General features: G+C 65.2%; 21 protein-coding genes and 1 riboswitch. Of the genes, 8 read left to right on the plus strand and 13 right to left on the minus strand.

Annotated elements, in window-relative coordinates:
- From thiS to BIO17B3_RS01780, 4 genes are all read right to left on the minus strand, one after another.
- On the minus strand, positions 1–237 hold the full coding sequence (gene thiS, locus BIO17B3_RS01765) for a sulfur carrier protein ThiS (RefSeq protein WP_156052771.1): 237 nt from the start codon (positions 235–237) through the stop codon (positions 1–3).
- The gene (gene thiO, locus BIO17B3_RS01770; protein WP_156052772.1) at positions 234–1,331 is read right to left on the minus strand and encodes a glycine oxidase ThiO; all 1,098 of its coding nucleotides are present in this window, start codon (positions 1,329–1,331) and stop codon (positions 234–236) included. The genes thiS and thiO overlap by 4 nt, the downstream gene beginning before the upstream one ends.
- 4 nt (positions 1,332–1,335) lie before the next feature.
- Positions 1,336–3,345: a phosphomethylpyrimidine synthase ThiC gene (gene thiC, locus BIO17B3_RS01775; protein WP_156052773.1), complete on the minus strand. Its 2,010-nt coding sequence runs from the start codon at positions 3,343–3,345 to the stop codon at positions 1,336–1,338.
- A gap of 31 nt (positions 3,346–3,376) precedes the next feature.
- Positions 3,377–3,509: riboswitch (TPP riboswitch) on the minus strand.
- Between the two features lie 35 nt (positions 3,510–3,544).
- Positions 3,545–4,411 (minus strand): pirin family protein, encoded by an 867-nt coding sequence (locus BIO17B3_RS01780; RefSeq protein WP_156052774.1) that lies wholly within the window; start codon positions 4,409–4,411, stop codon positions 3,545–3,547.
- A gap of 118 nt (positions 4,412–4,529) precedes the next feature.
- Here BIO17B3_RS01780 and BIO17B3_RS01785 point away from each other — a divergent pair, with 118 nt between their 5' ends.
- The gene (locus tag BIO17B3_RS01785) at positions 4,530–5,447 is read left to right on the plus strand and encodes a LysR family transcriptional regulator (RefSeq protein ID WP_156052775.1); all 918 of its coding nucleotides are present in this window, start codon (positions 4,530–4,532) and stop codon (positions 5,445–5,447) included.
- 24 nt (positions 5,448–5,471) lie between these two features.
- Here the strand turns inward: BIO17B3_RS01785 and BIO17B3_RS01790 are convergent, their stop codons facing one another.
- Positions 5,472–6,551, minus strand: a complete 1,080-nt coding sequence (locus BIO17B3_RS01790; protein ID WP_232054154.1) for a fatty acid desaturase — start codon at positions 6,549–6,551, stop codon at positions 5,472–5,474.
- Between the two features lie 2 nt (positions 6,552–6,553).
- Positions 6,554–8,377 carry a bifunctional diguanylate cyclase/phosphodiesterase gene (locus tag BIO17B3_RS01795; RefSeq protein ID WP_156052776.1) on the minus strand — a complete coding sequence of 608 codons (1,824 nt, stop codon included), beginning with the start codon at positions 8,375–8,377 and terminating at the stop codon, positions 6,554–6,556.
- Between the two features lie 200 nt (positions 8,378–8,577).
- On the opposite strand from BIO17B3_RS01795, the gene wrbA reads away from it, so the two are divergent.
- Both wrbA and BIO17B3_RS01805 read left to right on the plus strand, forming a co-directional pair.
- A complete protein-coding gene (gene wrbA / locus BIO17B3_RS01800; RefSeq protein ID WP_013122925.1) occupies positions 8,578–9,180 on the plus strand; it encodes an NAD(P)H:quinone oxidoreductase in 603 nt (200 codons plus the stop codon).
- Positions 9,180–9,458, plus strand: a complete 279-nt coding sequence (locus tag BIO17B3_RS01805; protein WP_156052777.1) for a YkgJ family cysteine cluster protein — start codon at positions 9,180–9,182, stop codon at positions 9,456–9,458. Before wrbA ends, BIO17B3_RS01805 begins: the two co-directional genes overlap by 1 nt.
- Positions 9,459–9,759: 301 nt before the next feature.
- Here BIO17B3_RS01805 and BIO17B3_RS01810 read toward each other — a convergent pair whose 3' ends face one another.
- The 4 genes from BIO17B3_RS01810 to BIO17B3_RS01825 all read right to left on the minus strand — a co-directional run bounded on the left by BIO17B3_RS01810 (position 9,760) and on the right by BIO17B3_RS01825 (position 13,776).
- Positions 9,760–10,749, minus strand: a complete 990-nt coding sequence (locus tag BIO17B3_RS01810) for an aldo/keto reductase (protein ID WP_156055203.1) — start codon at positions 10,747–10,749, stop codon at positions 9,760–9,762.
- 89 nt (positions 10,750–10,838) lie between these two features.
- Complete coding sequence (locus BIO17B3_RS01815; RefSeq protein WP_156052778.1) at positions 10,839–11,141, minus strand: FeoC-like transcriptional regulator; 303 nt, start codon at positions 11,139–11,141, stop codon at positions 10,839–10,841.
- Complete coding sequence (gene feoB, locus BIO17B3_RS01820; RefSeq protein ID WP_172979065.1) at positions 11,138–13,489, minus strand: Fe(2+) transporter permease subunit FeoB; 2,352 nt, start codon at positions 13,487–13,489, stop codon at positions 11,138–11,140. The genes BIO17B3_RS01815 and feoB overlap by 4 nt, the downstream gene beginning before the upstream one ends.
- Positions 13,486–13,776 carry a FeoA domain-containing protein gene (locus BIO17B3_RS01825; RefSeq protein ID WP_156052779.1) on the minus strand — a complete coding sequence of 97 codons (291 nt, stop codon included), beginning with the start codon at positions 13,774–13,776 and terminating at the stop codon, positions 13,486–13,488. Before BIO17B3_RS01825 ends, feoB begins: the two co-directional genes overlap by 4 nt.
- A gap of 234 nt (positions 13,777–14,010) precedes the next feature.
- Here BIO17B3_RS01825 and BIO17B3_RS01830 point away from each other — a divergent pair, with 234 nt between their 5' ends.
- Positions 14,011–14,715, plus strand: coding sequence for a fumarylacetoacetate hydrolase family protein (locus BIO17B3_RS01830; RefSeq protein WP_156055205.1), 705 nt, complete (start codon positions 14,011–14,013; stop codon positions 14,713–14,715).
- Positions 14,716–14,762: 47 nt separating this feature from the next.
- Here the strand turns inward: BIO17B3_RS01830 and polA are convergent, their stop codons facing one another.
- Positions 14,763–17,531, minus strand: a complete 2,769-nt coding sequence (gene polA / locus BIO17B3_RS01835; RefSeq protein WP_156052780.1) for a DNA polymerase I — start codon at positions 17,529–17,531, stop codon at positions 14,763–14,765.
- A 34-nt stretch (positions 17,532–17,565) separates the two neighbouring features.
- Between polA and BIO17B3_RS01840 the strand changes: the two genes are divergently transcribed.
- The 3 genes from BIO17B3_RS01840 to BIO17B3_RS01850 all read left to right on the plus strand — a co-directional run bounded on the left by BIO17B3_RS01840 (position 17,566) and on the right by BIO17B3_RS01850 (position 19,796).
- The gene (locus BIO17B3_RS01840) at positions 17,566–17,913 is read left to right on the plus strand and encodes a hypothetical protein (RefSeq protein ID WP_156052781.1); all 348 of its coding nucleotides are present in this window, start codon (positions 17,566–17,568) and stop codon (positions 17,911–17,913) included.
- Positions 17,914–17,987: 74 nt separating this feature from the next.
- On the plus strand, positions 17,988–18,929 hold the full coding sequence (locus BIO17B3_RS01845) for a homoserine kinase (RefSeq protein WP_156052782.1): 942 nt from the start codon (positions 17,988–17,990) through the stop codon (positions 18,927–18,929).
- A 78-nt stretch (positions 18,930–19,007) separates the two neighbouring features.
- On the plus strand, positions 19,008–19,796 hold the full coding sequence (locus tag BIO17B3_RS01850) for a BPSS1780 family membrane protein (protein WP_156052783.1): 789 nt from the start codon (positions 19,008–19,010) through the stop codon (positions 19,794–19,796).
- 258 nt (positions 19,797–20,054) lie between these two features.
- Here BIO17B3_RS01850 and BIO17B3_RS01855 read toward each other — a convergent pair whose 3' ends face one another.
- Entirely contained in the window at positions 20,055–21,017 is a 963-nt protein-coding gene (locus tag BIO17B3_RS01855; RefSeq protein WP_156052784.1) for an asparaginase, read from the minus strand.
- A gap of 199 nt (positions 21,018–21,216) precedes the next feature.
- Between BIO17B3_RS01855 and lexA the strand changes: the two genes are divergently transcribed.
- Complete coding sequence (lexA, locus tag BIO17B3_RS01860; protein WP_172979100.1) at positions 21,217–21,936, plus strand: transcriptional repressor LexA; 720 nt, start codon at positions 21,217–21,219, stop codon at positions 21,934–21,936.
- 51 nt (positions 21,937–21,987) lie between these two features.
- On the opposite strand, the gene BIO17B3_RS01865 is transcribed toward lexA, so the two are convergent.
- Positions 21,988–22,632, minus strand: coding sequence for a DedA family protein (locus BIO17B3_RS01865; protein ID WP_013105575.1), 645 nt, complete (start codon positions 22,630–22,632; stop codon positions 21,988–21,990).
- Positions 22,633–22,722: the final 90 nt, after the last annotated feature.

Below are 22,722 nucleotides of genomic sequence, written 5' to 3' on the forward strand. Positions count from 1 at the left end.
TCATCCTCCCACCACGGGGCTGACCACTTCGATGGCGTCGCCCGGCTGCAGGATCTGTTGCGCCCAAAGGGTGCGCGGCACGAAATGCCGATTCACCGCGCAAGCCAAAGCCTGTGTGGCGTCGTAGCCGCGCTCGGTGAGCAGGTCGGCCAGCGTGGCGCTGGAAGTTTGCACGGGCTCGCCGTTGATTTGCAACGACAGGCCCGAAGAGATTTGAAGATTGGTGGGGGTGTTCATCCAAGAGACTCCACGGTCTGCGAGCGCAGCTGAGCCAACAGATCGCGCTCGGCCCGCTGCACCATCGCCGGAGCCACGAGATAGCCGTGGCGATAGAAGCCGTTCAATTGCCAGACTCCCTCGCGCTGCGCCCACACGGGTTGATGGTCGTCGGTTGCGGGGCGCAGGCTGGTGGCCACGCGGGTGATGCGCGCTTCGCCAAACGCCGGATGCACGCTGTAGAGCGCGCTGGCGAGTTCGAGCATGGAGCGCACGGTGATCGGCCCGGTGTCCTGCGACTCCAGTTCGGTCGCGCCGATGATGAAGCGCCCTTCGCTGCGCGGCACGATGTAGAGCATGTAGCGCGGATGGATCAGCCGCACCGGACGGCGCAGGCTCACCGCCGGGCAAGTCACAGTGAGCACTTCGCCGCGCACGCCGCGCACGCCCGGCCAAGCCGCGTTCACGCCGCGGCAGTCCACCACCGCATCGGCCTCGATCAGCGTGCCGTCGGTGGTGTGTACCGATCGGGCCTGCACGCTTTGCACAGTGGTGCGATCGAGCCACTGCCCGCCCACGCGCGCCATGGCCTGCTCGATGGCGGCTTGCAGGGCTTGCAGCAATTGCCCGTTGTCGAGTTGGCCTTCGAGCGGCAGCCAAAGACCGCGGCTGAAACGTCCGGCAAATTCGGGCTCCAGTTCGGCGATGCCCGGTCCGTCCAGGCTTTGCACCGCGTCGCGTTTGTCGGCAGGCAGGCGGTAGCGGATGAGGTCGGCATAGTGCGCCAGACCGGGGTAGTCGGGCGCGTGCGCGACCACCAGCGAGCCCTCGTGGTGAAAGTCCACCGCCTGCCCGGTCTGCGCCTGCAGCGTGGCCAGCCATTGCGGCCAGATCGCCAAAGACTGCTCGCCGAGCGCGAACAGATCGGCATCGCCCACCACCAGCTCGGCATAGGGCGCCAGCATGGCGGCAGCCACCCCGGCCGCATGGTCGCGATCATCGCGGCCGCGTGCATCGACCAGGGTGACCGGCACGCCTGCACTGAGCAGACGCCACGCCAGCAGGCGACCAGCAAGCCCGGCCCCCGCGATCACCACTTCAGCAGTCCGCGTCATGTCTTCAGTTCTCCTGCTGTTGCGGCGCAGGAGCCCGCGAACCCGGCAACGGAGTCAACGCCCCCCCTGCTGCGGCTCCGCCTTCGCCGCCCCCCGAGGGGGCACGCCCCGCCTTGGGGCGGCCCGGCAGCGGGGCGTGCACATAGACCTCGCTGCCTCCCGCGCGGAATTCGGCTGACATTTCCGCCATGCCCACCTCGACGGCCTGCTCTGCATCCACGCCCTGTTTGGCGGCGTACTCGCGCACTTCCTGCGTGATCTTCATGGAGCAGAACTTCGGCCCGCACATGGAGCAGAAATGCGCCGTCTTGAAGGCGTCTTTCGGCAGGGTTTCATCGTGAAACTCCTTGGCCTTTTCCGGATCGAGGCCGAGGTTGAACTGGTCGTCCCAGCGGAACTCGAAGCGCGCCTTGGAGAGCGCGTTGTCGCGCGCCTGCGCGCCGGGATGGCCCTTGGCCAGATCGGCCGCGTGCGCGGCGATCTTGTAGGTGACGATGCCGTCGCGCACGTCCTGCTTGTCGGGCAGGCCTAGGTGCTCCTTGGGCGTGACGTAGCAGAGCATCGCGGTGCCGTACCAGCCGATCATCGCCGCGCCGATGGCGCTGGTAATGTGGTCGTAGCCGGGCGCGATGTCGGTGGTCAGCGGGCCGAGCGTGTAGAAAGGCGCCTCGCCGCACTTCTCCAACTGCCTGTCCATGTTTTCCTTGATGAGCTGCATGGGCACATGGCCAGGGCCTTCGATCATGGTCTGCACGTCGTGCTTCCAGGCGATCTGCGTGAGTTCGCCCAGGGTGTCGAGCTCGGCGAACTGCGCTTCGTCGTTGGCATCGGCAATACTGCCAGGACGCAGGCCGTCACCCAGCGAGAACGCCACGTCGTAGGCCTTCATGATGTCGCAGATATCCTCGAAGTGTTCGTACAGAAAGCTCTCCTTGTGATGCGCCAGGCACCACTTGGCCATGATCGAGCCGCCGCGCGAAACGATGCCGGTGACACGTTTGGCGCTCAGCGGAATGAAGGGCAGACGCACCCCGGCGTGGATGGTGAAGTAGTCCACGCCCTGCTCGGCCTGCTCGATGAGGGTGTCGCGGAACAGCTCCCAGGTGAGGTCTTCGGCCACGCCGCCGACTTTCTCCAGCGCCTGGTAGATCGGCACGGTGCCGATGGGCACGGGCGAGTTGCGCAGAATCCACTCACGGGTCTCGTGAATGTGTTTGCCCGTGCTCAGATCCATCACCGTGTCGGCGCCCCAGCGGATGGACCAGACCATTTTTTCCACCTCTTCGGCAATGCTCGACGTGGTAGCCGAGTTGCCGATATTGGCGTTGATTTTCACCAGGAAGTTGCGGCCGATGATCATCGGTTCGCTCTCCGGGTGGTTGATGTTGTTGGGGATGATGGCACGGCCGCGCGCCACTTCATCGCGCACGAATTCCGGTGTGATGCGCGATTGAATGTTCGCGCCAAAATGCTGGCCGGGGTGCTGCTTCAGCCGTCCGGCATCGAGCATTTCTTCCTGCCGCTGATTCTCCCGAATGGCGATGAACTCCATCTCGGGCGTGATGATGCCCTTGCGCGCGTAGTGCATCTGGCTGACGTTGGCGCCGGCCTTGGCGCGGCGCGGCAGCGGCAACTGCGGAAAGCGCACCGCATCCAGACCCGCGTCGGCGTTGTGGCGGCGCGTGGTGTCGGAGCTGAAGGCGGGCAGTCGCTCGGTGTCACCGCGCTCGGCAATCCACGGCGAGCGCAGCGCGGGCAGGCCGCGCGCCAGGTCGATGCTCACCTGCGGATCGGTGTAGGGCCCTGAGGTGTCATAGACCGCGAAGGGCGGATTTTTTTCCACGCCAAATACCGCTGGGGTATCGGCCAGCTTGATCTCGCGCATGGGCACGCGAAGGTCGGCACGGCTGCCCTGCACATAAATCTTGCTGGACGCGGCGAAGGGGGTACGGGTGATGCGCTCGGTCAGCTCAGGGGCATCGACCTTGTAGCGGGATTCGGGCAGTGCAGACATGGTTCCTCCGGGGATGGATGAATGCCTGCCGTCGCACCGGCGCCTTGTTCCCTCCGCAGGTTGGAAGCGCACTCGCGGCGCACTTCCTAGCCCGATCAGGTTCAGCGGATTCTGCGTTACGCAGTCTCAGCCGGGAATTTCGCCCGGCGCTCCGACAAGCTCAGGCACAGTATAGGCGTAGCCCCGCCAACTCGATCGCTTACGCCGCAATCTGGCCGAAACGGCCGCTGTTGAAGTCTTGCATCGCCTGATGAATCTCGGCTTGCGTGTTCATCACAAACGGACCGTAGCCGACGATGGGCTCGTCGATCGGCTCGCCGCTGAGCAACAGCAGCGTGGCGTCGTCCTCGGCCTCGACCAGCATGCCGTCGCCTTCACGGCTGAGCAAGCCGAACTGTGCCGAGCGCACCACCGCATCGCCGTTCACCTTCACCGCGCCGTGCAGCACCACCAGCGCCAGCGTGCGCCCCGCGGCGATGTCGAAGCGGGTCTGTGCGCCCGCGTTGAGCCGCGCGTCCCACACGTCCATCGGCGTGAACGTGCGTGCGGGGCCGCGGTGGTCGGCATACGTCCCGGCGATCACACGCACCCGCCCTACTGCGTCGGGCAAGGCCACGTCGGGAATGTCGGCGTTCAACAAGGTCTGATAGCCGGGCGGCGACATCTTGTCCTTGGCGGGCAGGTTGACCCAGAGCTGCACCATCTCCAGCGTGCCGCCTCGCTCGGTGAACGCCTGGGAATGGAACTCGTCATGCAGGATGCCGCCTGCGGCCGTCATCCACTGCACGTCGCCCGGGCCGATATGCCCGCCGGCCCCGGTCGAGTCGCGATGGTCTACCTCGCCCTGATAGACGATGGTCACGGTCTCGAAACCCCGATGCGGGTGTTCGCCCACGCCGCGCGGCTGCGTGCCGGGCGCGAACTGCGTCGGCCCGGCGTAGTCGAGCAGCAGGAAGGGGCTGAGCTGCACGCCGTGGCTGCTGTAGCTGAACAGTGAACGCACCGGAAAGCCGTCGCCAACCCAATGCTGGCGCGGGTTGCTGTAAATGCCTTGAAGGGTTTTCACGCTGTTTCTCCTGTAAGCCGGGGCCCAGCCCCGCGATGGCTAAAGAATATGGGTGGAACGATACGTTCGGTAGTCGCAAATTTTGCCTTCATCGTTCTACAAATGGAACAATAAACCGATGCGCGACTTGAATGATCTGTATTACTTTGTCCAAGTGGTGGAACACGGGGGTTTCGCACCCGCCGGACGTGCGCTCGGCCTGCCGAAATCGAAACTGAGCCGTCGCTTGGCGCGACTGGAGACGCAACTGGGCGCAAGGCTGATCCAGCGCTCGACCCGCAGCTTCGTGGTCACCGAACTCGGACAGACTTACTACACCCATTGCAAGGCCATGCTGGTCGAAGCCGATGCGGCCGAAGAAGCCATAGCCCGCACCCACGCCGAGCCCTGCGGTGCAGTGCGCCTGACCTGCCCCGTCGCCCTGCTCGATGCGCAAGTCGGGGGCATGGTCGCGGCCTTCCTGGTGCGCTATCCGCAGGTGCAGTTGCAGCTTGACGCCACCAACCGGCGCGTGGACGTAGTGGCTGAAGGCATCGACGTGGCCCTGCGCGTTCGCCCCCCGCCGCTCGACGACAGCGATCTGGTGCTGCGAACACTTGCCGAGCGGGTGCAGGTACTGGTGGCCAGCCCCGCCCTGCTCGCCCGCACGCATATGCCGCAGACCCCGGCCAGCCTGTCCGGGCTGCCCAGCCTGGCTCTGAGCAGCCAGCTCGGCATCACACAGACCTGGGATCTGCACGGCCCTGAAGGCGCGCAGGCCGCAGTTCGGCATCAACCGCGCCTGGTGTCGTCGAGCATGCCCGCGCTGCGCGAGGCCGCGGTGGCGGGCGCGGGCATCGTGCAGCTGCCGTTGATGATGGTGCAGGCGCAGCTTGCCAGCGGCCAACTCACCCATGTGCTGCCCAGCTGGGCTCCACGGCCCGAGATCATTCACGCCGTGTTCGCATCGCGCCGCGGGCTGCTGCCCGCAGTGCGGGCGCTGCTCGACTTTCTGGCCGAGCAATTCAGCGTAGCGCCGGGAGATCAGGGCGTGTGAACGCGGTTTCGCGGCAACGCCTGCTCAGCGCCCCCAGGGTCGGCTCGCCGACCCCCGTGGGGGATGAGGCCCGCGGCTCCAAGCTGCCCTGCGGCAGCTTGGACGGAGCCGAATCCGAGCAGCTTGCAAGCTGCGAGGTGGACAAGAAAACTTGGGGCGGCCCGGCGTTTCCTTGAGCGCAATCGGGCCACGCAACTGGCGCAGCAGCGCACGCACATAGGGCTGGGCAAACTGCCGGTCTTGCGCACTCGCCGCCGCGGGCAATTTGCTCCAGGGCAGCGCCGGGTGGCGGTGATGGGTGGCGTGATAGTTGAAGTGCAGAATCAGCGCCGAGGCCCAGCGCGGCAGATCGAGCTGGCGCGCCTGTCGCACATCATCGCCGGGGGCGTGCAGCGGGGTCGCATAGTGATAGGCGTTGTCGGTGAGCGAAATCAGCAGCCCCCGGCCCAGCAGCGCCAGCAGCAGCATCCAGGCGTGCGTGCCGTAGAGCCAGACGCTGCACGTCATCAGCGCCATTGACATCAGGCTGTCCAGACGCATGGCGCGCAGGGTGTCGGGCTTGAGCAGTTGCCGCTCCAGACTCTGCGCCAGCGACGGCAGACCGGGCTCGGCCGGCAGACGCTGTGCCAGCCGCAGCAGCCAGGCCGGCGGCAACCACACCAGCAGCAGCGCGGCCACTTCGCTGGCATACAGGCCGATGAGCAGTTGCGGGTAATAACGCCAGGCGGCCGCGCTGCGCGTGGTCAAGGCCGGATCGAACACTTCGCTGCGGTCGATGGCGGTGCGGTTGAACTGGTGGTGCTTGAGATGCCCGAACCGCAGCACCGCAAACGGCGCCGGAAAGCCGATGGCCAGCAGGCGCGAAAGCGCGTCGTTCAGGCGCCGGTCGGGAAGCAGCACGGCGTGGATGCCTTCGTGCAGCAAAGACCAGTAAAAAGTGGTCGCCAGCACCACGATCAGCAGGCTCCAGCCCAAAGCAGGCAGCGCGGGCAGCAGCAGCGGCAGAGCGATCCACAGCCAGCCCGACATCGTCAGCGCCAAGACCGCGAGCAACAGATTGAGCCGCGCCGGAATGCTGCGAGGGTCGGTTGCCGCGCTGCTCATGTTCACCTCAAGGCGGGCGGCACTTGCACTCCGACCTGCGGGCCGTACTGCCGCCGGTCGATAAACACCCGGTCGTAGGCCTGCGCCTTGGCCACTTTTTTCAGCTCGACCAGAAGGGCCGAGGCTTCGCGGTGCGATTCCACCTGCCCCGAAGCCAAAGTCAGCACGCCGAAGGACACGGTGGGAAATCCGAACCACTGCGCTTCGCCTCGGCGGTTGACGGCCTCGTATCCGCCGCGCTCACGTTGATCCGCATTGAAGAAGCGCGGCATCTCGGCGGCGAATTCCTGCGGAATGGTCTGCAGACGCTCGACGGCATCGGGCTCGGCGCTCACCACGATGAAATCATCCCCGCCGATGTGGCCGACAAAATCGCCCGGCCGCCCAAAGCGCGCCCGCAGCAGATCGGCCAGCAGCACAATGACCTCGTCGCCGAGCCGGTAGCCAAACACATCGTTGAACGGCTTGAAGTGGTCGATATCGCCATACGCCGCCACGAAAGACTGCCCCGAGGCCAGCAGGCGATCGATCTGTTCGTTGATGGGCACATTGCCCGGCAGCAGCGTCAGCGGGTTGGCATAGCGCGCAGTCTGGATCTGGAACTCGTTGACCAGCCGCAGCAGATCGCCCACCAGCAACAGGCCGCGATAGTCGCCCTGCTCGGTGACCAGCACGCCCTCGGTGGCGTGGCGAAAGCTGGCATCGGCGATCAACTGGCTGGCCTGGTGCAGACTGCTGCTCACATCGAGCTTGAGCACGTCGGCGCTCATCACCTGGGCGCAGGGTTTGTTGCCCAGCAGGTCGCGTACATGCGGGCGCCAGAGCCGGTCGGCCAGCACATAGCGGTTGAGAATGCCCAGGGCGCGCCCGTTCGCATCGACCACGGGAATCGACATCAGATCGGGCTGGGCGTCGAAGCGGCGCAGCACCTCTTCCAGCCGTACTTGCGGCTGCACCGGAGCGATCGGGCGCGCCAGGCCGAGCGCCGACTGTTCCACGCTGCCGCGCGAAGCCAGCGGGTACAACTCGGGTTGAGCCGCCTCGATCAAGCCCCGTTGCGCCGGGCGCATTTCACGCGACGGCGCGGCAGACGGCCGCTCCAACACAAAGCCCTGCGCCAACTGCACGCCGATTTCGCGCAGCACGCGCAGATCGCGGGCCGACTCCACGCCCTCGGCCACGACCCAGGAGCGGCTGGCCTCGGCCATGAGCAACATCGAGCGCACGAACGCGGCCTTGATCGCATCATCGGCCAGCCCGGCGCAGAACGCCCGGTCGATCTTGAGATAGCGCGGATGCAGGCGCTGCCAAGCTTCAAAGCGGCCGAAACCCCGCCCCATGTCGTCCAGCGCCAGCGCAAAGCCGAGGCGGTGCAGATGTTCGGCCTGCTCCATGCCCACGCCGTCTTTCAGCAGATCATCGCTTTCCAGCAACTCGAACACGATGCGCGACGGCGGCAAGCCCAGTCTTTGCAACAAATCGAGCGCGGCCGAGCTGCCCAGCCAGCCCGAATCGAGCAAGGTCTGCGTGACGTTGATGAACAACTGCCCCGGCAAATTCAAGCGGGCGAACGTCTCTAAACTCGTGCGCACGCACAGGGCATCAAGCTCGTACAAGCGCCCGTTCTCCCGCGCGGTCTGAAACAGCGCATCCGGTCGCTCCAGCGGCGAGCCCTGCGGTCCGCGCGCCAGCGCCTCAAAGGCGTGGATCGACTGACCCCGCAGATCGAACACCGGCTGAAACTCCACGCGCAGCTCGCCATGCGAAAGCAGCCGGTCGAGCAGGATGGCGAGATAGCCGATCTGGGGTTGTACGAGAGAAAGCATGGGGCGAAGTGCGGGAAAGATGCCCGGTTTTATCCCACCCACATCACAGTTTGATGACAGTCATGGCGATTTCATGTCGGCATGCCGCAACACAAAGCCCTGTCCTGCAAAAACGAGACAACTCAACCACAATAGGACTCACAGCGCCACTTTGGCCTGCTCCCTGATTCATCTGAAAGTCATCTAAAAGGACATCGAAAATGGCAAAGATTCTTGTTTTGTATTACAGCACCTGGGGTCATGTGGAAACCATGGCGCATGCCGTGGCCGAAGGCGCGCGCAGCGTGCCGGGCTGCAGCGTGGACATCAAGCGCGTACCCGAAACCATGCCGGCGGAAACCGCGGCTGCCATCCATGCCAAGACCGATCAGGCCGCGCCCATTGCCCAGCCCGCCGACCTGGCGGACTACGACGCGGTGATCTTCGGCACGCCCACGCGATTCGGCAATATGTGCGGCCAGATGCGCAACTTTCTTGATCAGACCGGCGCACTGTGGCAGCAAGGCAAGCTGGTAGGCAAGGTGGGCAGCGTGTTTGCCAGCACCGCCACCCAGCACGGCGGGCAGGAAACCACCATCACGTCCTTCCACACCACCCTGTTCCATCACGGGATGGTGGTCGTTGGCGTGCCCTACGCCTGCGCCGGACTGACCCAGATGGAAGAAGTCACCGGCGGCACGCCTTACGGCGCCACCACCCTGAGCAAAGGCGACGGCAGCCGCCAGCCCAGCGCCAACGAGCTCGACATTGCCCGCTACCAGGGCAAGCATGTCGCGGAAATCACCAAGAAGTTGTTTGGTTGATGCCACCAGCCGCGGAGCCCGGCCACGCCTGCCGCCCCGGCTGCGCGGCATGCTGCATCGCGCCGTCGATCAGCAGCCCGATTCCCGGAATGCCGCAGGGCAAACCAGCGAGCACGCCCTGCGTGCAACTCACCGCTGATCTGCGCTGCGCCATTTTCGGCAGGCCCGAGCGTCCATCCTGCTGCGGCGGACTGCAGCCCAGCGCCGAGATGTGCGGCGACAGCCGCGAACAGGCGCTGCACTGGTTAGCTGCACTGGAGCGTGCAACGGCACCCTGAAACCTGCGGGGCGCTTTGCGTCGTTAGGGCCTGTCAACGCTATTTATGCACCCACGCCGGTGGTCTGGGCGGAGGCAATGCGAGGCGCAGGCCGCGCCGTGGTGTGTTGCACCACAAGCGGACTGCAACGTGGCAGTGCGCCGCCCAGACTCCCGGCCCGAAGGGTTGCCCCCAGACGGGGCGTCTGCGGCGTTGTCGGTGCGAGGCAAGGCGACCAGCCTTGCCTCGCACCTCCGCCTTGCATCCATCCCCATCTGGGGGCAACGCGGGGGCATCAATAGCGTTGACAGGCCCTAACCGATCAGACCGCCAGCGGCGCGGAAATGGCGTCCATTTGCGCCAGCACTTCTGGCGTGAGCTTGGGCAGCACGCTTAGTGCGCCCAGGTTCTCCTGCAGTTGCGACAACTTCGAAGCCCCCAGAATGACTGAGCTCACCCGCGGGTTGTGCGCCACCCAGGCCAGCGCCAGTTGCGCCACGCTGCAGTCGAGCTGCTGGGCGATGGCTTCGAGCTCGCCCACCGCGGCATTATTTCGCGCGTCGAGCAGGCCGTCGCGCAAAAAACTCACGTTCTGCATCGCGCCCCGGCTGCCTGCGGGGATGCCCTGGCGATATTTGCCCGTCAGCAGGCCAGACGCCAGCGGGCTCCAGGTCGTGAGTCCCAGGCCGATATCGTCGTAGAGCCGGACGTACTCCTGCTGCACCCGCTTGCGGTGGAACAGGTGATATTGCGGCTGTTCCATCACCGGCTTGTGCAGATGGTGCCGCTCGGCCACCTCGTAGGCGGCGCGAATCTCGTCGGCGCTCCACTCGCTGGTGCCCCAGTACAGCGCCTTGCCCTGCTCGATGACGTTGTGCAGCGCCCAGACGGTTTCTTCGATGGGGGTGTGCGGATCGGGGCGATGGCAGAAGATTAGGTCGATGAAATCCAGCCCCAAGCGCTTGAGGCTGCCATCGACCGCCTGCAACAGATACTTGCGGTTCAGGGTGTTGCGGCCATTGATGCGCGGTTTCTCGGCCGTGCCCGCGTCGAGCCCCCAGAAAAACTTGCTCGACACCACATAGTCGAGCCGGTGCCACTTGAGCTGGGCCAGCGCCTCACCCATCAGTCGCTCGCTTTCGCCATTGGCATAGACCTCGGCATTGTCAAAAAAATTGATTCCCGCATCGCGCGCGGCGGCCATCATCTCGCGCACGCCCGAAGCATCGACCTGATTGTGAAACGTCACCCAGGAGCCGAGCGAGAACAGGCTGACCTGCAGGCCGCTGCGGCCAAGACGGCGATAAAGCATAGGGTTGTGCATGGCGTTCTTCTCCGTGAGGTAAAGAACGCTAGCTTAGGCCGCCCGGCAAAACCCCGTGCGTGCAAAACCGCCCAAGTTCAGGCAGAACGCAGCATCAACACCGGGGCTTTTGCCGGGGATGCAGCGGCGGCCTGCAGACCGCGCCACTGGTAGAGCGCTGCCGCGGTTTTGCGGGTGCCGCATTGGCCACAACTCCCGCAGGAGCCGCTGCCACAGGCGCTGCCCTGCGCATCGATCCGCTCGACCAGCCCGCGCTGCACCCAGTGCGCCAGCATGTCTTCGGCAACTGACGCAGAAACCTGCACGCAGGCCGCAATCTCGGCGGCGCTGGCAAGCTGCTTGTCGCGCAGGCAATCGCGCACGGCGAACAGCGGGTTCATACCAGGCTCTCCAGCCCCTGCGTTGCCACGCGGCGCTCGGTGCGGTCGCCGTATTGGCGCAGGCCCAGCACCAGCAGCACAAAGGCGGCAACGCAAGCGGCCACCCAAAGGGCGGACGATGGGGGATGCTGCGCAAACGTGCCGATCTGATAGATCACCGTGGCCGCGGCCCAGGCGATACCAATGCCGTAAAGCACGGAAAACACCATCCAGCCCCAGCCCACCTCACGACGCAGCGCCCCCATGGTGCTGGCGCAGGGCACGTACAGCAAGACGAACACCAGATAGGCGAAGGCCGACAGCGGGGTGAAGGCAGCCGCCAGCCCGGCGAGGGTTTCGTTGCTGGCGCCGCTGGCCTGCTCGGTCGCGTTGGTGGACTGCAGATCGTGCAAGCCCAGCGGATCGAGGAAGCTGCCGAAAAAGGCCACGGCGTTTTCGGGAATGGTCTTGGCAGCCTCCCACAACTTGGCGCCCACATCAGGCTGGCGGTAAGCCGCCATCAAGTCGGAGGCCTGCTGCCGCTGATAAATGCCGTTGAGCGTGCCGATCACGATCTCTTTGGCGGCTGCGCCCGCCAGCAGGCCCGACACCGCGGGCCAGTTCTCCCGGGTAATGCCCATGGGCTCGAACACCGGCGCAATGGCCCGGCTGCCCTGAGCGAGCAAGGAGTGATCGATGTCGGTCGCCTGCAAGCCCTTGGCCGTCCAGCCGATGCCGGGCAGCACGAACAGCACCACCCCGATGACCACGATCACCTTGCCGACGCGGAAAATGAACACCTTCAACCGCTGCCAGGCCTGCAGCCCAACGCTGCGCAGGCTGGGCAGACGATAGGGCGGCAGCTCCATGACAAAGGGCATGGGCTCACCCCGAATGGCCGTCTTGCCCAGCATCCACGCGGTGAGCAGCGCCACCACGATGCCCAGCACATACAGCAGAAACACCACCTGCCCGCCGGTGCTGCGGAAAAACACCACGGCGAACGCCATATAGATGGTCAGCCGCGCCGAGCACGACATGAAGGGCTGCATCAGCACCGTAAGCAGGCGGCCGCGCGGGTCTTCGATGATGCGCGAGCCCATGATGGCCGGCACATTGCAACCAAAGCCGATGACCATGGGCACCAGCGAGTTGCCGGGCAGGCCCATGCGGCGCATGAAGCGATCCATCGCATAGGCGGCGCGCGCCATATAGCCCGAGTCGTCGAGAAACGCGAGGAACAGAAAGGTGAGGCCGATGGGCGGGATGAACGAGATGACCAGGTTGAGCCCTCCGCCCACGCCGCCAGCGATCATCGACACCATCCAGTCGGGCAGCCCGGCCTGCAGCATCACATGCCCCACCCCGCCGATGAGCAGCGCCGACGAGGCCTGATCGAAAAAGTCGAGAAAAATATTGCCGCCGCTAAAGCTCACCACGAACACCAGATACAGCACCAGCAAAAACACCGGCACGCCCAGCCATTCATTGAGCACCAAGCGGTCGAGCACATCGGTCACGCGGTGACGCACCCCCATCTTGCCGGTGCGCTGCATGGCAATGGCCGCAAGCTGGTGCGCCCAGCCAAAACGGGCGGCCGCAACCAGATCGGCCACTTCTTCGCCAGCTTGGGCGAGCACCTGCGCCTGCGCCGCCGCCACGCCGGCCTGTACCTCGACCGAGGGCGACACCACCAGCCCTTCGAGCAGCCGCAGCGCATCGAAGCGACGCCGTGGCGACGAGGGCACGGCAAGTTGGGCGCCGACTTGGTCGATCGCCTGTTCGACCTCGGGCGGGTAGGTCGGCATCAAGGCGCTGGGCTTTTGTTGCAGGGCGCCCCGTATGGTGTCGAGCAGTTCTGCGCGGCCACGGCCTTTTCGCGCCACCAGCGGCACCACGGGCACGCCGAGTTGCTTTGAGAGCGCATGCACTTGCGGCTCCAGCCCCAGCGCCTGCGCCTCGTCCACCATATTGAGCGCGAGGATCAGCGGCTTGCCGGTTTCGAGCAGTTCGAAGGTCAGCGCCAGATGGCGTTCGAGGTTGGAGGCATCGACGATGTTGACAATGAGATCCACCCGTTCATCGAGCAAAAAGTTGCGCGCCACGCCCTGATCGGCGCCGCCCCCGCCCAGCAGGCTGTACACGCCCGGAAGATCGATCACCGAAAGCTTCAGCCCCGCCGCGGAGGCCGTTCCCCGGCGCTGCTCCACCGTGACGCCGGGCCAGTTGCCCACATGCTGATGCGCCCCGGTGAGCAGGTTGAAAATGGTGGTCTTGCCGCAATTGGGGTTGCCCGCCAGAGCGATCACCGGCAGGCCGGCGTCTGCTTCGGGGGAAACGGCGCAATCTGGATCGTGACACGCGCTCATGCCGCAGCCTTTTGATGCACCGCAGACGCCGCGGCCGCCGAAGCCACGATAGGCATCACGCGGATTTTGTCGGTCACGCCCCGCCCCAGCGCAATGCGCGCACCGCCCACCTGCACCACCGTGCCCCGCGGCCCGGGGCCGTGCACCACGCACAGCGGCACGCCACGGCGGATACCGAGCATGACCATGCGCTGCACCATGGCGCGTCCGCCATCGAAATCGACCACCTGGGCGCATTGCCCATAGGGAAGCTGTGCGAGGGAAACCACTACGGAGTCGGTGTGCATGATCTGACCTGAAAAAAGCTGCTTTGTGATGATGCGCAAATGATAATGTTTATCGTTTCATATATCGTATGCGCAGCGGCTGATGAAGATCAAGACCTGCCCCACGCGGGATGGCTCGATCTGTAACAGGGCGTGAATCAGCGTGGGATCTGCGCCACAAATCCGCGCCACATTTCGCCTCGAGTGACCTGTTCTCTGCCTACACTCGATCAACAAACCAAGACCGAACCCGTCATGCTCACCGCCTTTCCACCCCACTCCCCCGCCCTTCTGCCCATCGTGGGCAGCGATCTCGCCTTTCCCGTTCGCCGCGTGTATTGCGTCGGGCGCAACTACGCGGCCCATGCGCGCGAAATGGGCTCAGACCCGAACCGTGAGCCGCCGTTTTTCTTCAGCAAGCCCGGCGATGCCGATGCGGTGATTGCGGTTGCCGCAGGGCAGACCGGCGACATCGCCTACCCGTCCGTCACGCAAGATCTGCATCACGAAATCGAGTTGGTCGTCGCCATCGGCGCCGCGGGCCGCGACATCCCCGTGAGGCAGGCCGCCGCGCACATCTACGGCTACGCCGTCGGCCTCGACCTGACGCGCCGCGATCTGCAAGGGCAGATGAAGGCGCAGGGTCGGCCGTGGGAAATCGGCAAGGCCTTCGACCAGTCCGCCCCCATCGGCCCGATCACGCCGCGCCAACCCGGCGCCGAGCTGAACACCGGCGCCATTGCGCTAACGGTCGATGGCGCCCTGCGTCAGCAAGGGCGGCTGGAGCAGATGATCTGGTCGGTGGACGAAACCATCGCCCGGCTCTCCACCCTGTTCACCTTGAAACCCGGCGACCTGATTTTCACCGGCACGCCCGATGGCGTCGGCGCTGTCACCCGCGGCCAGGTACTGCACGGCACGATAGACGGCCTGACGCCGCTGCAGGCTCGCATCGTCTGACCGCCCCAGACCTGCCGCGCTCAGTTGCCGCGCTTCAGTGGCCACGCTCAGTGCGCCAGCTCCCAGTTGGCGCCCAGGCCCATTTCGGCCAGCAGCGGGACGTCGAGTTGAGCGACGCCCGCCATCAGGTGGGGAATGTGTTCGCGCACCCAGTGCGTTTCTTCCTCGGGCACTTCGAGCACCAGCTCGTCATGCACCTGCATCACCACCCGGCTGCGCAGTTTTTCGCGCACGAGTGCGGCATCGACGGCGATCATCGCCATTTTGATGAGGTCGGCCGCGGTGCCCTGCATCGGCGCGTTGATGGCTGCGCGCTCGGCTGCGGCCCGGCGCGGCCCGCTGGCGTGAATGTCGGGCAGCCACAGTCGTCGCCCGAACACGGTTTCGACATAGCCCTGCTCCGCCGCCAGCTTGCGGGTGCGCTCCATATACGCCGCGACACCCGGATAACGGGCGAAGTAACGGTCGATGTAGAGCTGCGCCGCGCTGCGCTCCAGGCCGAGGTTGCGTGCCAGGCCGAAGGCGCTCATGCCGTAGATCAGCCCGAAGTTGATGACCTTGGCCATGCGGCGCTGATCGCTGCTGACTTCCAGCGGCGTGACGCCGAAAATCTCGGCCGCGGTGGCGCGGTGAATATCCTCGCCTGCGGCGAACGCAGCGAGCAGACCGGCGTCTTGCGAGAGGTGCGCCATGATGCGCAGCTCGATCTGCGAGTAGTCGCTCGACGCGATCAGCCAGCCCTTGGGCGCGATAAACGCCTCGCGAATGCGCCGCCCCTCGGCCGTGCGTACCGGAATGTTCTGCAGATTGGGATCGTTGGAGGCCAGCCGCCCGGTCACGGCCACGGCCTGAGCGTAGTTGGTATGCACCCGGCCGGTGTCCGGGTTGATCATTTGCGGCAGCTTCTCGGTATAGGTGCTCTTGAGTTTGGACAAACTGCGGTGGTCGAGAATGACGCGCGGCAGCGGGTAATCTTCGGCCAGCTTTTCCAGCACTTCCTCGTCGGTGGACGGAGCGCCGGAGGCGGTCTTTTTCTGCACCGGCAGTTGCAAGCGGTCGAACAGGATTTCGCCGATCTGTTTGGGGCTGCCCAGATTGAAAGCGCCGCCGGCCAGCTCGAATGCCTGCGCTTCCAGGGTTTGCATTTTGGCGCCCAGCTCGCCGCTTTGCGCCCGCAGCAGATCGCCGTCCACCAGCACGCCGGTACGCTCGATGCGCTGCAGCACTTCGCTGACCTGCATTTCCAGCGCGTAAATGCGCGTCAGCCCGGCATCGGCTTGGACTTGCGGCCACAGCCGCTTGTGTACCTGCAGGGTGAGATCGGCGTCTTCGCCGGAATAGCGCGTCGCCACATCGAGCGCCACCTGATCGAAGGTGATGGCCTTGGCACCCTTGCCGCAGACCTGTTCGTAGCTCAGGGTGTCGTCCCGGCCCAGGTGGCGGCTCACCAGACTGTCGAGGCTGTGCGGCTTGTGCGCCTCGATCACATAGCTCTCAAGCAAGGTGTCGTGCACATAGCCGCGAATCGTCACGCCCGCGTTGGCGAACACATGGCGGTCGTACTTGGCGTTCTGCCCGAGCTTGGGTTTGTCGGCGTTTTCCAGCCAGGGCCGCAGACGTTCGAGCACCTCGGCCATGGGCAACTGCTCGGGCGCGCCGGGGTAGGCGTGGGCCAGCGGCAGATAGGCGGCCTCGCCGGGCGCCACGCTGAGCGAAATGCCGACCAGCCGTGCGCGCATCGGGTCGAGCGAGTCGGTTTCGGTGTCGATGGCGGTGAGCTCGGCCGCGTCGATGCGGGTCAGCCAGGCGTCGAACCGGTCCCAGTCGAGAACGGTCTCGTAGGTGCCGGGGGCGGTCTTTTCGGCGGCCGGCGCGTCATCCAGCAGCGACACCTGGCGGGCGGCCTGCTCGCTCACCGTCAGCGCCTTCATCTCGGCGCTGAAGCGGCGCATGCCGTTGCGGGTGAAGAAGGGCAGCAGCGCCTGCGCATCTTCCGGCGCTGGGCGCAGATCGGGGTCGAAGGCTTGAGCGTAGCCGTCCAGATCGCAGTCGGTGTGGATGGTCACCAGCTTGCGCGCCGTGGGCAGCCAGTCGAGCGCGGCACGCAGGTTTTTACCCGCAGCGCCGCTCACGGTTTCGGCCTGCTCGATCAGCGCATCGAGCGAGCCGTACTCCGTCAGCCACTTGACCGCCGTCTTGGGGCCGACCTTGTCCACGCCGGGCACGTTGTCCACCGCGTCGCCTACCAGGGTGAGGTAATCGACGATGCGATCTGGGGGAACGCCGAACTTTTGCTGCACTCCGGCGGGGTCGAGCACCTCGTTGCTCATGGTGTTGACCAGCGTGATGTGGTCGTTGACCAGCTGAGCCATATCCTTGTCACCCGTGGAGACCAGGGTGCGGATGCCCTGTGCGTGCGCCCGCACGGCCAGGGTGCCGATTACGTCGTCGGCCTCCACTCCCGGCACCTCCAGCAGCGGCCAGCCCATCAGCCGCACGGCTTGGTGAATCGGCTCGATCTGCGCTGCCAAGTCGGGCGGCATCGGCGGACGCTGCGCCTTGTATTGGTCGTACATGGCGTTGCGGAATGTCGGCCCCTTGGCGTCGAACACGCAGGCCGCGTAGCGATAGCCCTTGGCCACCGGATATTGCTCGCGCAGGCGCCGCAGCATGGCCACCATGCCGTAGAGCGCCCCGGTGGGCTGGCCTTCGGGCCCGCGCAGGTCGGGCATGGCGTGGAAGGCGCGGTAGAGATAGCTGGAACCATCCACCAGCAGCAGGGTGGGAGCGGAGTCGGAATGCACGTCGGAATTCATCCGCGCATTATCAATGCCGCCGTAAAATCGGCGCATGAACATGTTTCGCCACGCCCTTACCGTCTCCGCCCTTGGCCTGTTCACGCTGCTCGTCGGCGTGTATCCGGGACCAAGCGCCCTTGCGCAGTCCAAGCCTGCGGCGCCGCTGACAGATACCCAGCCCAAGCCCAAATTCCCTGAACCTCGGGTGCGCGAAAACGTCACTCAGGATCGTGCGGTGCGCATTCAGGAGCAGCAGGTGCGCGGCGCCACCACTTCGATTCAGGTGCAGCCTTTGCACGGCGGCGCGGCCTACAACGTGGTGCCGCCCTCAATCTCGTCCAGCACCGACCCGGCCCATATGGAAGGGCAGGCGCAGTGGAAGGTGTTCACCTTCAAATAAACCGACGGGCTGACCGTTCAACCTGCTCGCTCAACCTGCTTTTCCAGCCTGCCTTTTCTTTCCCCATCCCGTTCATGGCCGTTTTCACACCGCTCGACGCAGCAGAGGTCGACTCCTGGCTAGCCCGCTTCGATCTGGGCACACGCACCGACCTGCAAGGCATCGCCAGCGGGATCGAAAACACCAACTACTTCCTGAGCACCACGCGGGGCCGATTTGTGCTCACCCTGTTCGAGCGCCTGCAGGCCGAGCAGTTGCCGTTCTACCTCGGGCTGATGCACCATCTGGCCGCGCATGGCATTCCCGTGCCCGACCCCATGCCCGACCGGCAGGGTCAGACCTTGCACACCCTCAAAGGCAAACCCGCCGCGCTGGTCACGCGCCTGCAAGGCCGCAGCCAGCTGCAGCCCGAGCCGGCGCACTGCGCGCAAGTGGGGCACTGGCTGGCACGCATGCATCTGGCCGCACGCGACTATGCGGGCACGCAACCCAATCTGCGCGGGCTCGCCTGGCAGGCCCGCACCATCCCCGACATCCTGCCCTATCTCACCGCCGATCAACGCACCCTCATCAGCACTGAGCTTGCGCACCAGACTGAGGTCGCCGCATCGCCCGCCTATGCCGCGCTGCCGCGCAGCGCGGTTCACGCCGATCTGTTTCGCGACAACGTGCTGTTCGAGGGGGATACGCTCTCCGGCGTGTTCGACTTTTACTTCGCCGGGGTCGATACCTGGTTGTTCGATCTGGCCGTGGCGCTCAACGACTGGTGCATTCACCTGCAGACAGGCGAGTTTGACGCGGTCCGCTTTGACGCCTTGCTGAACGCCTACCTCGCCGTACGCTCCATGAGCGATGCCGAACACCGCTTGCTGCCCGACGCCCTGCGCGCGGCCGCGCTGCGTTTTTGGACCTCGCGTCTGGCCGACTATCACCTGCCGCGCGACGCCCACTTGCTCACCCCGCACGACCCCATCCACTTCGAGCGCGTGCTGCGTCAGCGCATCGCGTCAGCCTGAGCCCGGGCCTGCCGATACCATGTCGGCTCCCTTCTTGGGCTCTCTTCTTCGGCTCTTTACCTTTCATCGTCTTTCGCCATGCAACTGCGTACCGTCTCTGCCCGCGAGGGCCTGCTCTGGGTGCAAAGCGGCTTTCGCCGTCTGGCGCTGCAGCCCTGGGCGGCGCTGTTGATGATCGTGGCCTATATCGTCGTCACCGGATTCGTCTCGGCGCTGCCCATCGTCGGCCTGGTGTTTCCGCTGTTCGTGGTGCAGTTCGGCACCCTGGGCTTCATGCAAGCCAGCCGCCAGATCGCACAAAAGCAGCCGCTTTGGCCCACGGTGCTGCTCACCGGTTTTCGCAGCGGCCCGCAGGCGCTGCGCAGCATGGTGATGCTGGGCGTGCTCTACACCCTCGCCGTCATTCTGGTGCTCGGAGTCGGCAGCCTGTTCGACGGCGGCGCCATGCTGCGTCTGCTTCTGCTCGGTGACAAACCGCCGACCAGCGCCATCGCCGACGGCAGCCTGCGCCTGGGCGCCATAGCCGCCACTCTGGCGTATATCCCCGTCTCGCTGGCTTTCTGGCTCGCTCCGCCGCTGGTGGCCTGGCACGCCATGCCGCCGGTCAAGGCGCTGTTTTTCAGCTTCGTGCTGTGCGTGCGCAACATCAAGGCGTTTGCGCTCTATGCGGTGCAATGGTTGCTGCTCTTTATCAGCCTGCCCACGCTCATCATGCTCGTCGCCAGCCTGCTCGGCGCCAGTGAAACCCTGGCCGCCATGCTCAGCATGCCCGTGACCATCGCCATTTTCCTAGCCTACATTTTGTCGTTCTATGCCAGCTATGAATCGCTGGTCGGCGAAACCCAGGCCAGCACTCTTGCGCAGTAATGTCGGTGACAACCGCACACCTGACTACAGAGCGTTTTGCACAATTTTGTCTCTCATGCGCTCACGCACGAAGGCGCCCGCTATAGGTATCCAAACCCGGTGCGGCGCAACCTTACCTTGGTCGATCAACCCTGAGTTCTCTGCAAAGCGGCTGAATCGAATAGGGTGAGGAATCGCCCCCCGCTCTTTCGCCCCACCGGCCCAAGCTTTCTGCCCCCGGTGGGGATCAATTGGCCCCGCCGAGAGAACATTTTGGGTTCAACGCTCTGCTTGGTTCTGAGCGGCCAGTTCCAGCAGCAGCCGCACCCGCAGCTTCACCGCATTGAGGCCGTCATCGGCGCCGCCGCGTACCGGGCCGACGCGCGACGCCACCCTCACCCGCACGCCCTGCTGTTCGGCCCAGCGCAGCGCGGCTTCGAGTTCGCGGTGCACCGTGCCGCCCCCGGTGCCGGCCACGACCAGTCCGCCCAATCGGGGCTGAAGCGCCGTGCTCGAAATCAGACAGCACACCAGCGCACTATCGCTGCCCGCTGCATTGGTAAGCAACTCCACCCGCGGCCAGCCCCCCGCAGCAGGTGGGGGAAACGGCGCCCCTGCCTCCGGCACGGGTTGTCGCCAAAGCCGCAAGGTCTCACCATCCACCTCACCCAGCGGGCCGCGCTCGCCGGATGAAAACGCTTCCACCGCGTGCGTATTTGCCTTGGTCACGTCGCGAGCAGCGTGGACCACGCCGTGCAGCACACAGACCACGCCCAGCACCCGCGCTGCCGGATGCACGGCCACCCGCACGGCGTCGAGCAGGTTCTGCGGGCCGTCAGCGTTCAGTGCGGTGGCCGGACGCATGGCAGCAGTCAGGATCACCGGCTTGTCGGTATCCAGCACCAAACGCAGAAAGTAGGCGGTTTCTTCCAGCGTGTCGGTGCCGTGGGTGATGACGCAGGCCTGAATTTGCGGCTGCGCCAGCCAGTAGGCCACGCGTTCGGCCAACTGCGTCCAGACCGCGAAGGTCATGTCCTTGCTGTCGAGATTGGCCACCTGCTCGGTGTGGATTTGCGCCAGGCGGCCGAGCGCCGGCACGCTTTGTAGCAGCGCGTCGACCCCCAAAACCCCGGCGGTATAACCCGGCAGACTGGGGTCGCCCGTCGCGGCGCCCGCGATCGTGCCCCCTGTTCCCAACACCACAATCTGCGGCAAGGCCGCGAGAGAAAAAGAATCGGTCATGTGTGAATCTCTTTGCAGAAAGACTGTTTTGATTTACAGTGCTGTGAAAATCATCAAGCTGGAAGCCTGATCAGGGTGGCTTCATGGCCAAAAGATGACATAGATCGCATGGCGAACTCGTCCAACAGCCTTGCCCATCGGTCTCGCCCATCAAACTGACTTATTGTGCAACTGCCGGAGCCCACGCATGCGCCGTCTCATCTCGAAACTCACCCCTCGTCAGCAGGAAATTCTCGACCTCATCACCGCCTCCGTGCGCGAACTGGGCTACCCGCCCACCCGGGCCGAAATCGCCGCAAAGCTGGGATTCCGCTCGGCCAATGCGGCAGAAGATCATTTGCAGGCGCTCGCGCGCAAGGGCGTGATCGAGCTGACGCCCGGAGCGTCGCGCGGCATTCGCATCACCGAATCGCAGCGCGCCTCGCCGTCGATGACAACGTCGGGGAAAACCTCCGGCGCCTTGGGGGGGCGTGCGAGTGGGTTGCGCGCGGATCTCTCTCATGGGCTGCAGCTCGCGCTGCCTGGCGCCGAGCAGCTCTGCCTGCCGCTGGTCGGTCGCGTCGCTGCGGGCCATCCCATCCTCGCGCAAGAGCATATCGAGCAGACGCTCAACGTCGATCCCGGCGCCTTCTCGGTGCGTCCTGACTATCTGCTCAAGGTTCGCGGCATGAGCATGCGCGATGCCGGCATTCTCGACGGCGACATGCTGGCCGTCAAAAGCAGCCAGACCGCGCAGAGCGGACAGATCGTGGTGGCACGCATCGGCGATGAGGTCACGGTCAAGCGCCTGCGCTTGCAGGCCGATCACATCGAGCTTCTACCGGCCAACCCCGAGTTCGCCCCCATCCGCGTCGATGCCAGCCAGCCCTTCGCCATTGAAGGACTCGCTGTCGGCCTGCTGCGCGGCTCGCTGCAATGAAGTTCACAGCGCGCGCAACCAGCAGGTAGGCGTTTGCGTCAGACCGCCGCTTCAGACCGCCGATACCTGCCGACGTGATTTCCACCAACCCCACACCGCAGGTAGCAGCGACAGCACGATGATGGCAATGGTCATGACACCCAAATTGTGTTTGATCCACGGAATGTTGCCGAACAGATAACCCGCCATGACCAGCAGCCCCGTCCAGAGTGTGGCGCCAAGCATGTTGTAGGCCAGAAACTTGCCATACGACATCTCGGCCACGCCCGCCACAAACGGGGCGAAGGTCCGAATGAAGGGCATGAACCGCGCGGCCACGATGGTGATGCCGCCATATTTTTCGTAAAAGGCGTGCGCCTTTTCAAAGGCGCGGCGGTTGAACCAGCGTGAGTCCGGCCACGAAAAAACCTTATGGCCGATGGCCTTGCCGATCTGGTAATTCAGGCTATCGCCCAGCACGGCGCCAAGCCAGAGCACGGCGATCACCCCCGGCAGGCTGAGCGCGCCGGTGGCCGCAAACGCGCCCACCACGAACAACATCGAGTCGCCTGGCAGAAACGGCATGATCACCAGCCCGGTTTCGACGAACACGATGCCGAAGAGCAGCCCGTACACCCAGGGGCCGTACGCCGCGATGAACTGCGCCAGATGCACGTCGAAGTGCAGAATGAGGTCGATGAGAGCGTGGGGATCCATGCGGTTTGGGCTGAAAGCCGGAAGAGAGCCTTTGAAAGGCCGAAGACGCAGATGCTGCGCCAGAAAACTGAGCCGGGGCTGAGCGCCACC

This window comes from Thiomonas sp. OC7, from assembly GCF_900634595.1.
Lineage (GTDB): Bacteria > Pseudomonadota > Gammaproteobacteria > Burkholderiales > Burkholderiaceae_C > Thiomonas > Thiomonas arsenitoxydans.

Excerpts from the sequence above, each read along its gene's own strand:
- thiS (WP_156052771.1), bottom strand. The coding sequence starts at position 237 with ATGAACACCCCCACCAATCTTCAAATCTCTTCGGGCCTGTCGTTGCAA.
- thiO (WP_156052772.1), bottom strand. The coding sequence starts at position 1,331 with ATGACGCGGACTGCTGAAGTGGTGATCGCGGGGGCCGGGCTTGCTGGT.
- thiC (WP_156052773.1), bottom strand. The coding sequence starts at position 3,345 with ATGTCTGCACTGCCCGAATCCCGCTACAAGGTCGATGCCCCTGAGCTG.
- BIO17B3_RS01785 (WP_156052775.1), top strand. The coding sequence starts at position 4,530 with ATGCGCGACTTGAATGATCTGTATTACTTTGTCCAAGTGGTGGAACAC.
- BIO17B3_RS01790 (WP_232054154.1), bottom strand. The coding sequence starts at position 6,551 with ATGAGCAGCGCGGCAACCGACCCTCGCAGCATTCCGGCGCGGCTCAAT.
- BIO17B3_RS01795 (WP_156052776.1), bottom strand. The coding sequence starts at position 8,377 with ATGCTTTCTCTCGTACAACCCCAGATCGGCTATCTCGCCATCCTGCTC.
- wrbA (WP_013122925.1), top strand. The coding sequence starts at position 8,578 with ATGGCAAAGATTCTTGTTTTGTATTACAGCACCTGGGGTCATGTGGAA.
- BIO17B3_RS01805 (WP_156052777.1), top strand. The coding sequence starts at position 9,180 with ATGCCACCAGCCGCGGAGCCCGGCCACGCCTGCCGCCCCGGCTGCGCG.
- BIO17B3_RS01810 (WP_156055203.1), bottom strand. The coding sequence starts at position 10,749 with ATGCTTTATCGCCGTCTTGGCCGCAGCGGCCTGCAGGTCAGCCTGTTC.
- BIO17B3_RS01815 (WP_156052778.1), bottom strand. The coding sequence starts at position 11,141 with ATGAACCCGCTGTTCGCCGTGCGCGATTGCCTGCGCGACAAGCAGCTT.
- feoB (WP_172979065.1), bottom strand. The coding sequence starts at position 13,489 with ATGAGCGCGTGTCACGATCCAGATTGCGCCGTTTCCCCCGAAGCAGAC.
- BIO17B3_RS01825 (WP_156052779.1), bottom strand. The coding sequence starts at position 13,776 with ATGCACACCGACTCCGTAGTGGTTTCCCTCGCACAGCTTCCCTATGGG.
- BIO17B3_RS01830 (WP_156055205.1), top strand. The coding sequence starts at position 14,011 with ATGCTCACCGCCTTTCCACCCCACTCCCCCGCCCTTCTGCCCATCGTG.
- polA (WP_156052780.1), bottom strand. The coding sequence starts at position 17,531 with ATGAATTCCGACGTGCATTCCGACTCCGCTCCCACCCTGCTGCTGGTG.
- BIO17B3_RS01840 (WP_156052781.1), top strand. The coding sequence starts at position 17,566 with ATGAACATGTTTCGCCACGCCCTTACCGTCTCCGCCCTTGGCCTGTTC.
- BIO17B3_RS01845 (WP_156052782.1), top strand. The coding sequence starts at position 17,988 with ATGGCCGTTTTCACACCGCTCGACGCAGCAGAGGTCGACTCCTGGCTA.
- BIO17B3_RS01850 (WP_156052783.1), top strand. The coding sequence starts at position 19,008 with ATGCAACTGCGTACCGTCTCTGCCCGCGAGGGCCTGCTCTGGGTGCAA.
- BIO17B3_RS01855 (WP_156052784.1), bottom strand. The coding sequence starts at position 21,017 with ATGACCGATTCTTTTTCTCTCGCGGCCTTGCCGCAGATTGTGGTGTTG.
- BIO17B3_RS01865 (WP_013105575.1), bottom strand. The coding sequence starts at position 22,632 with ATGGATCCCCACGCTCTCATCGACCTCATTCTGCACTTCGACGTGCAT.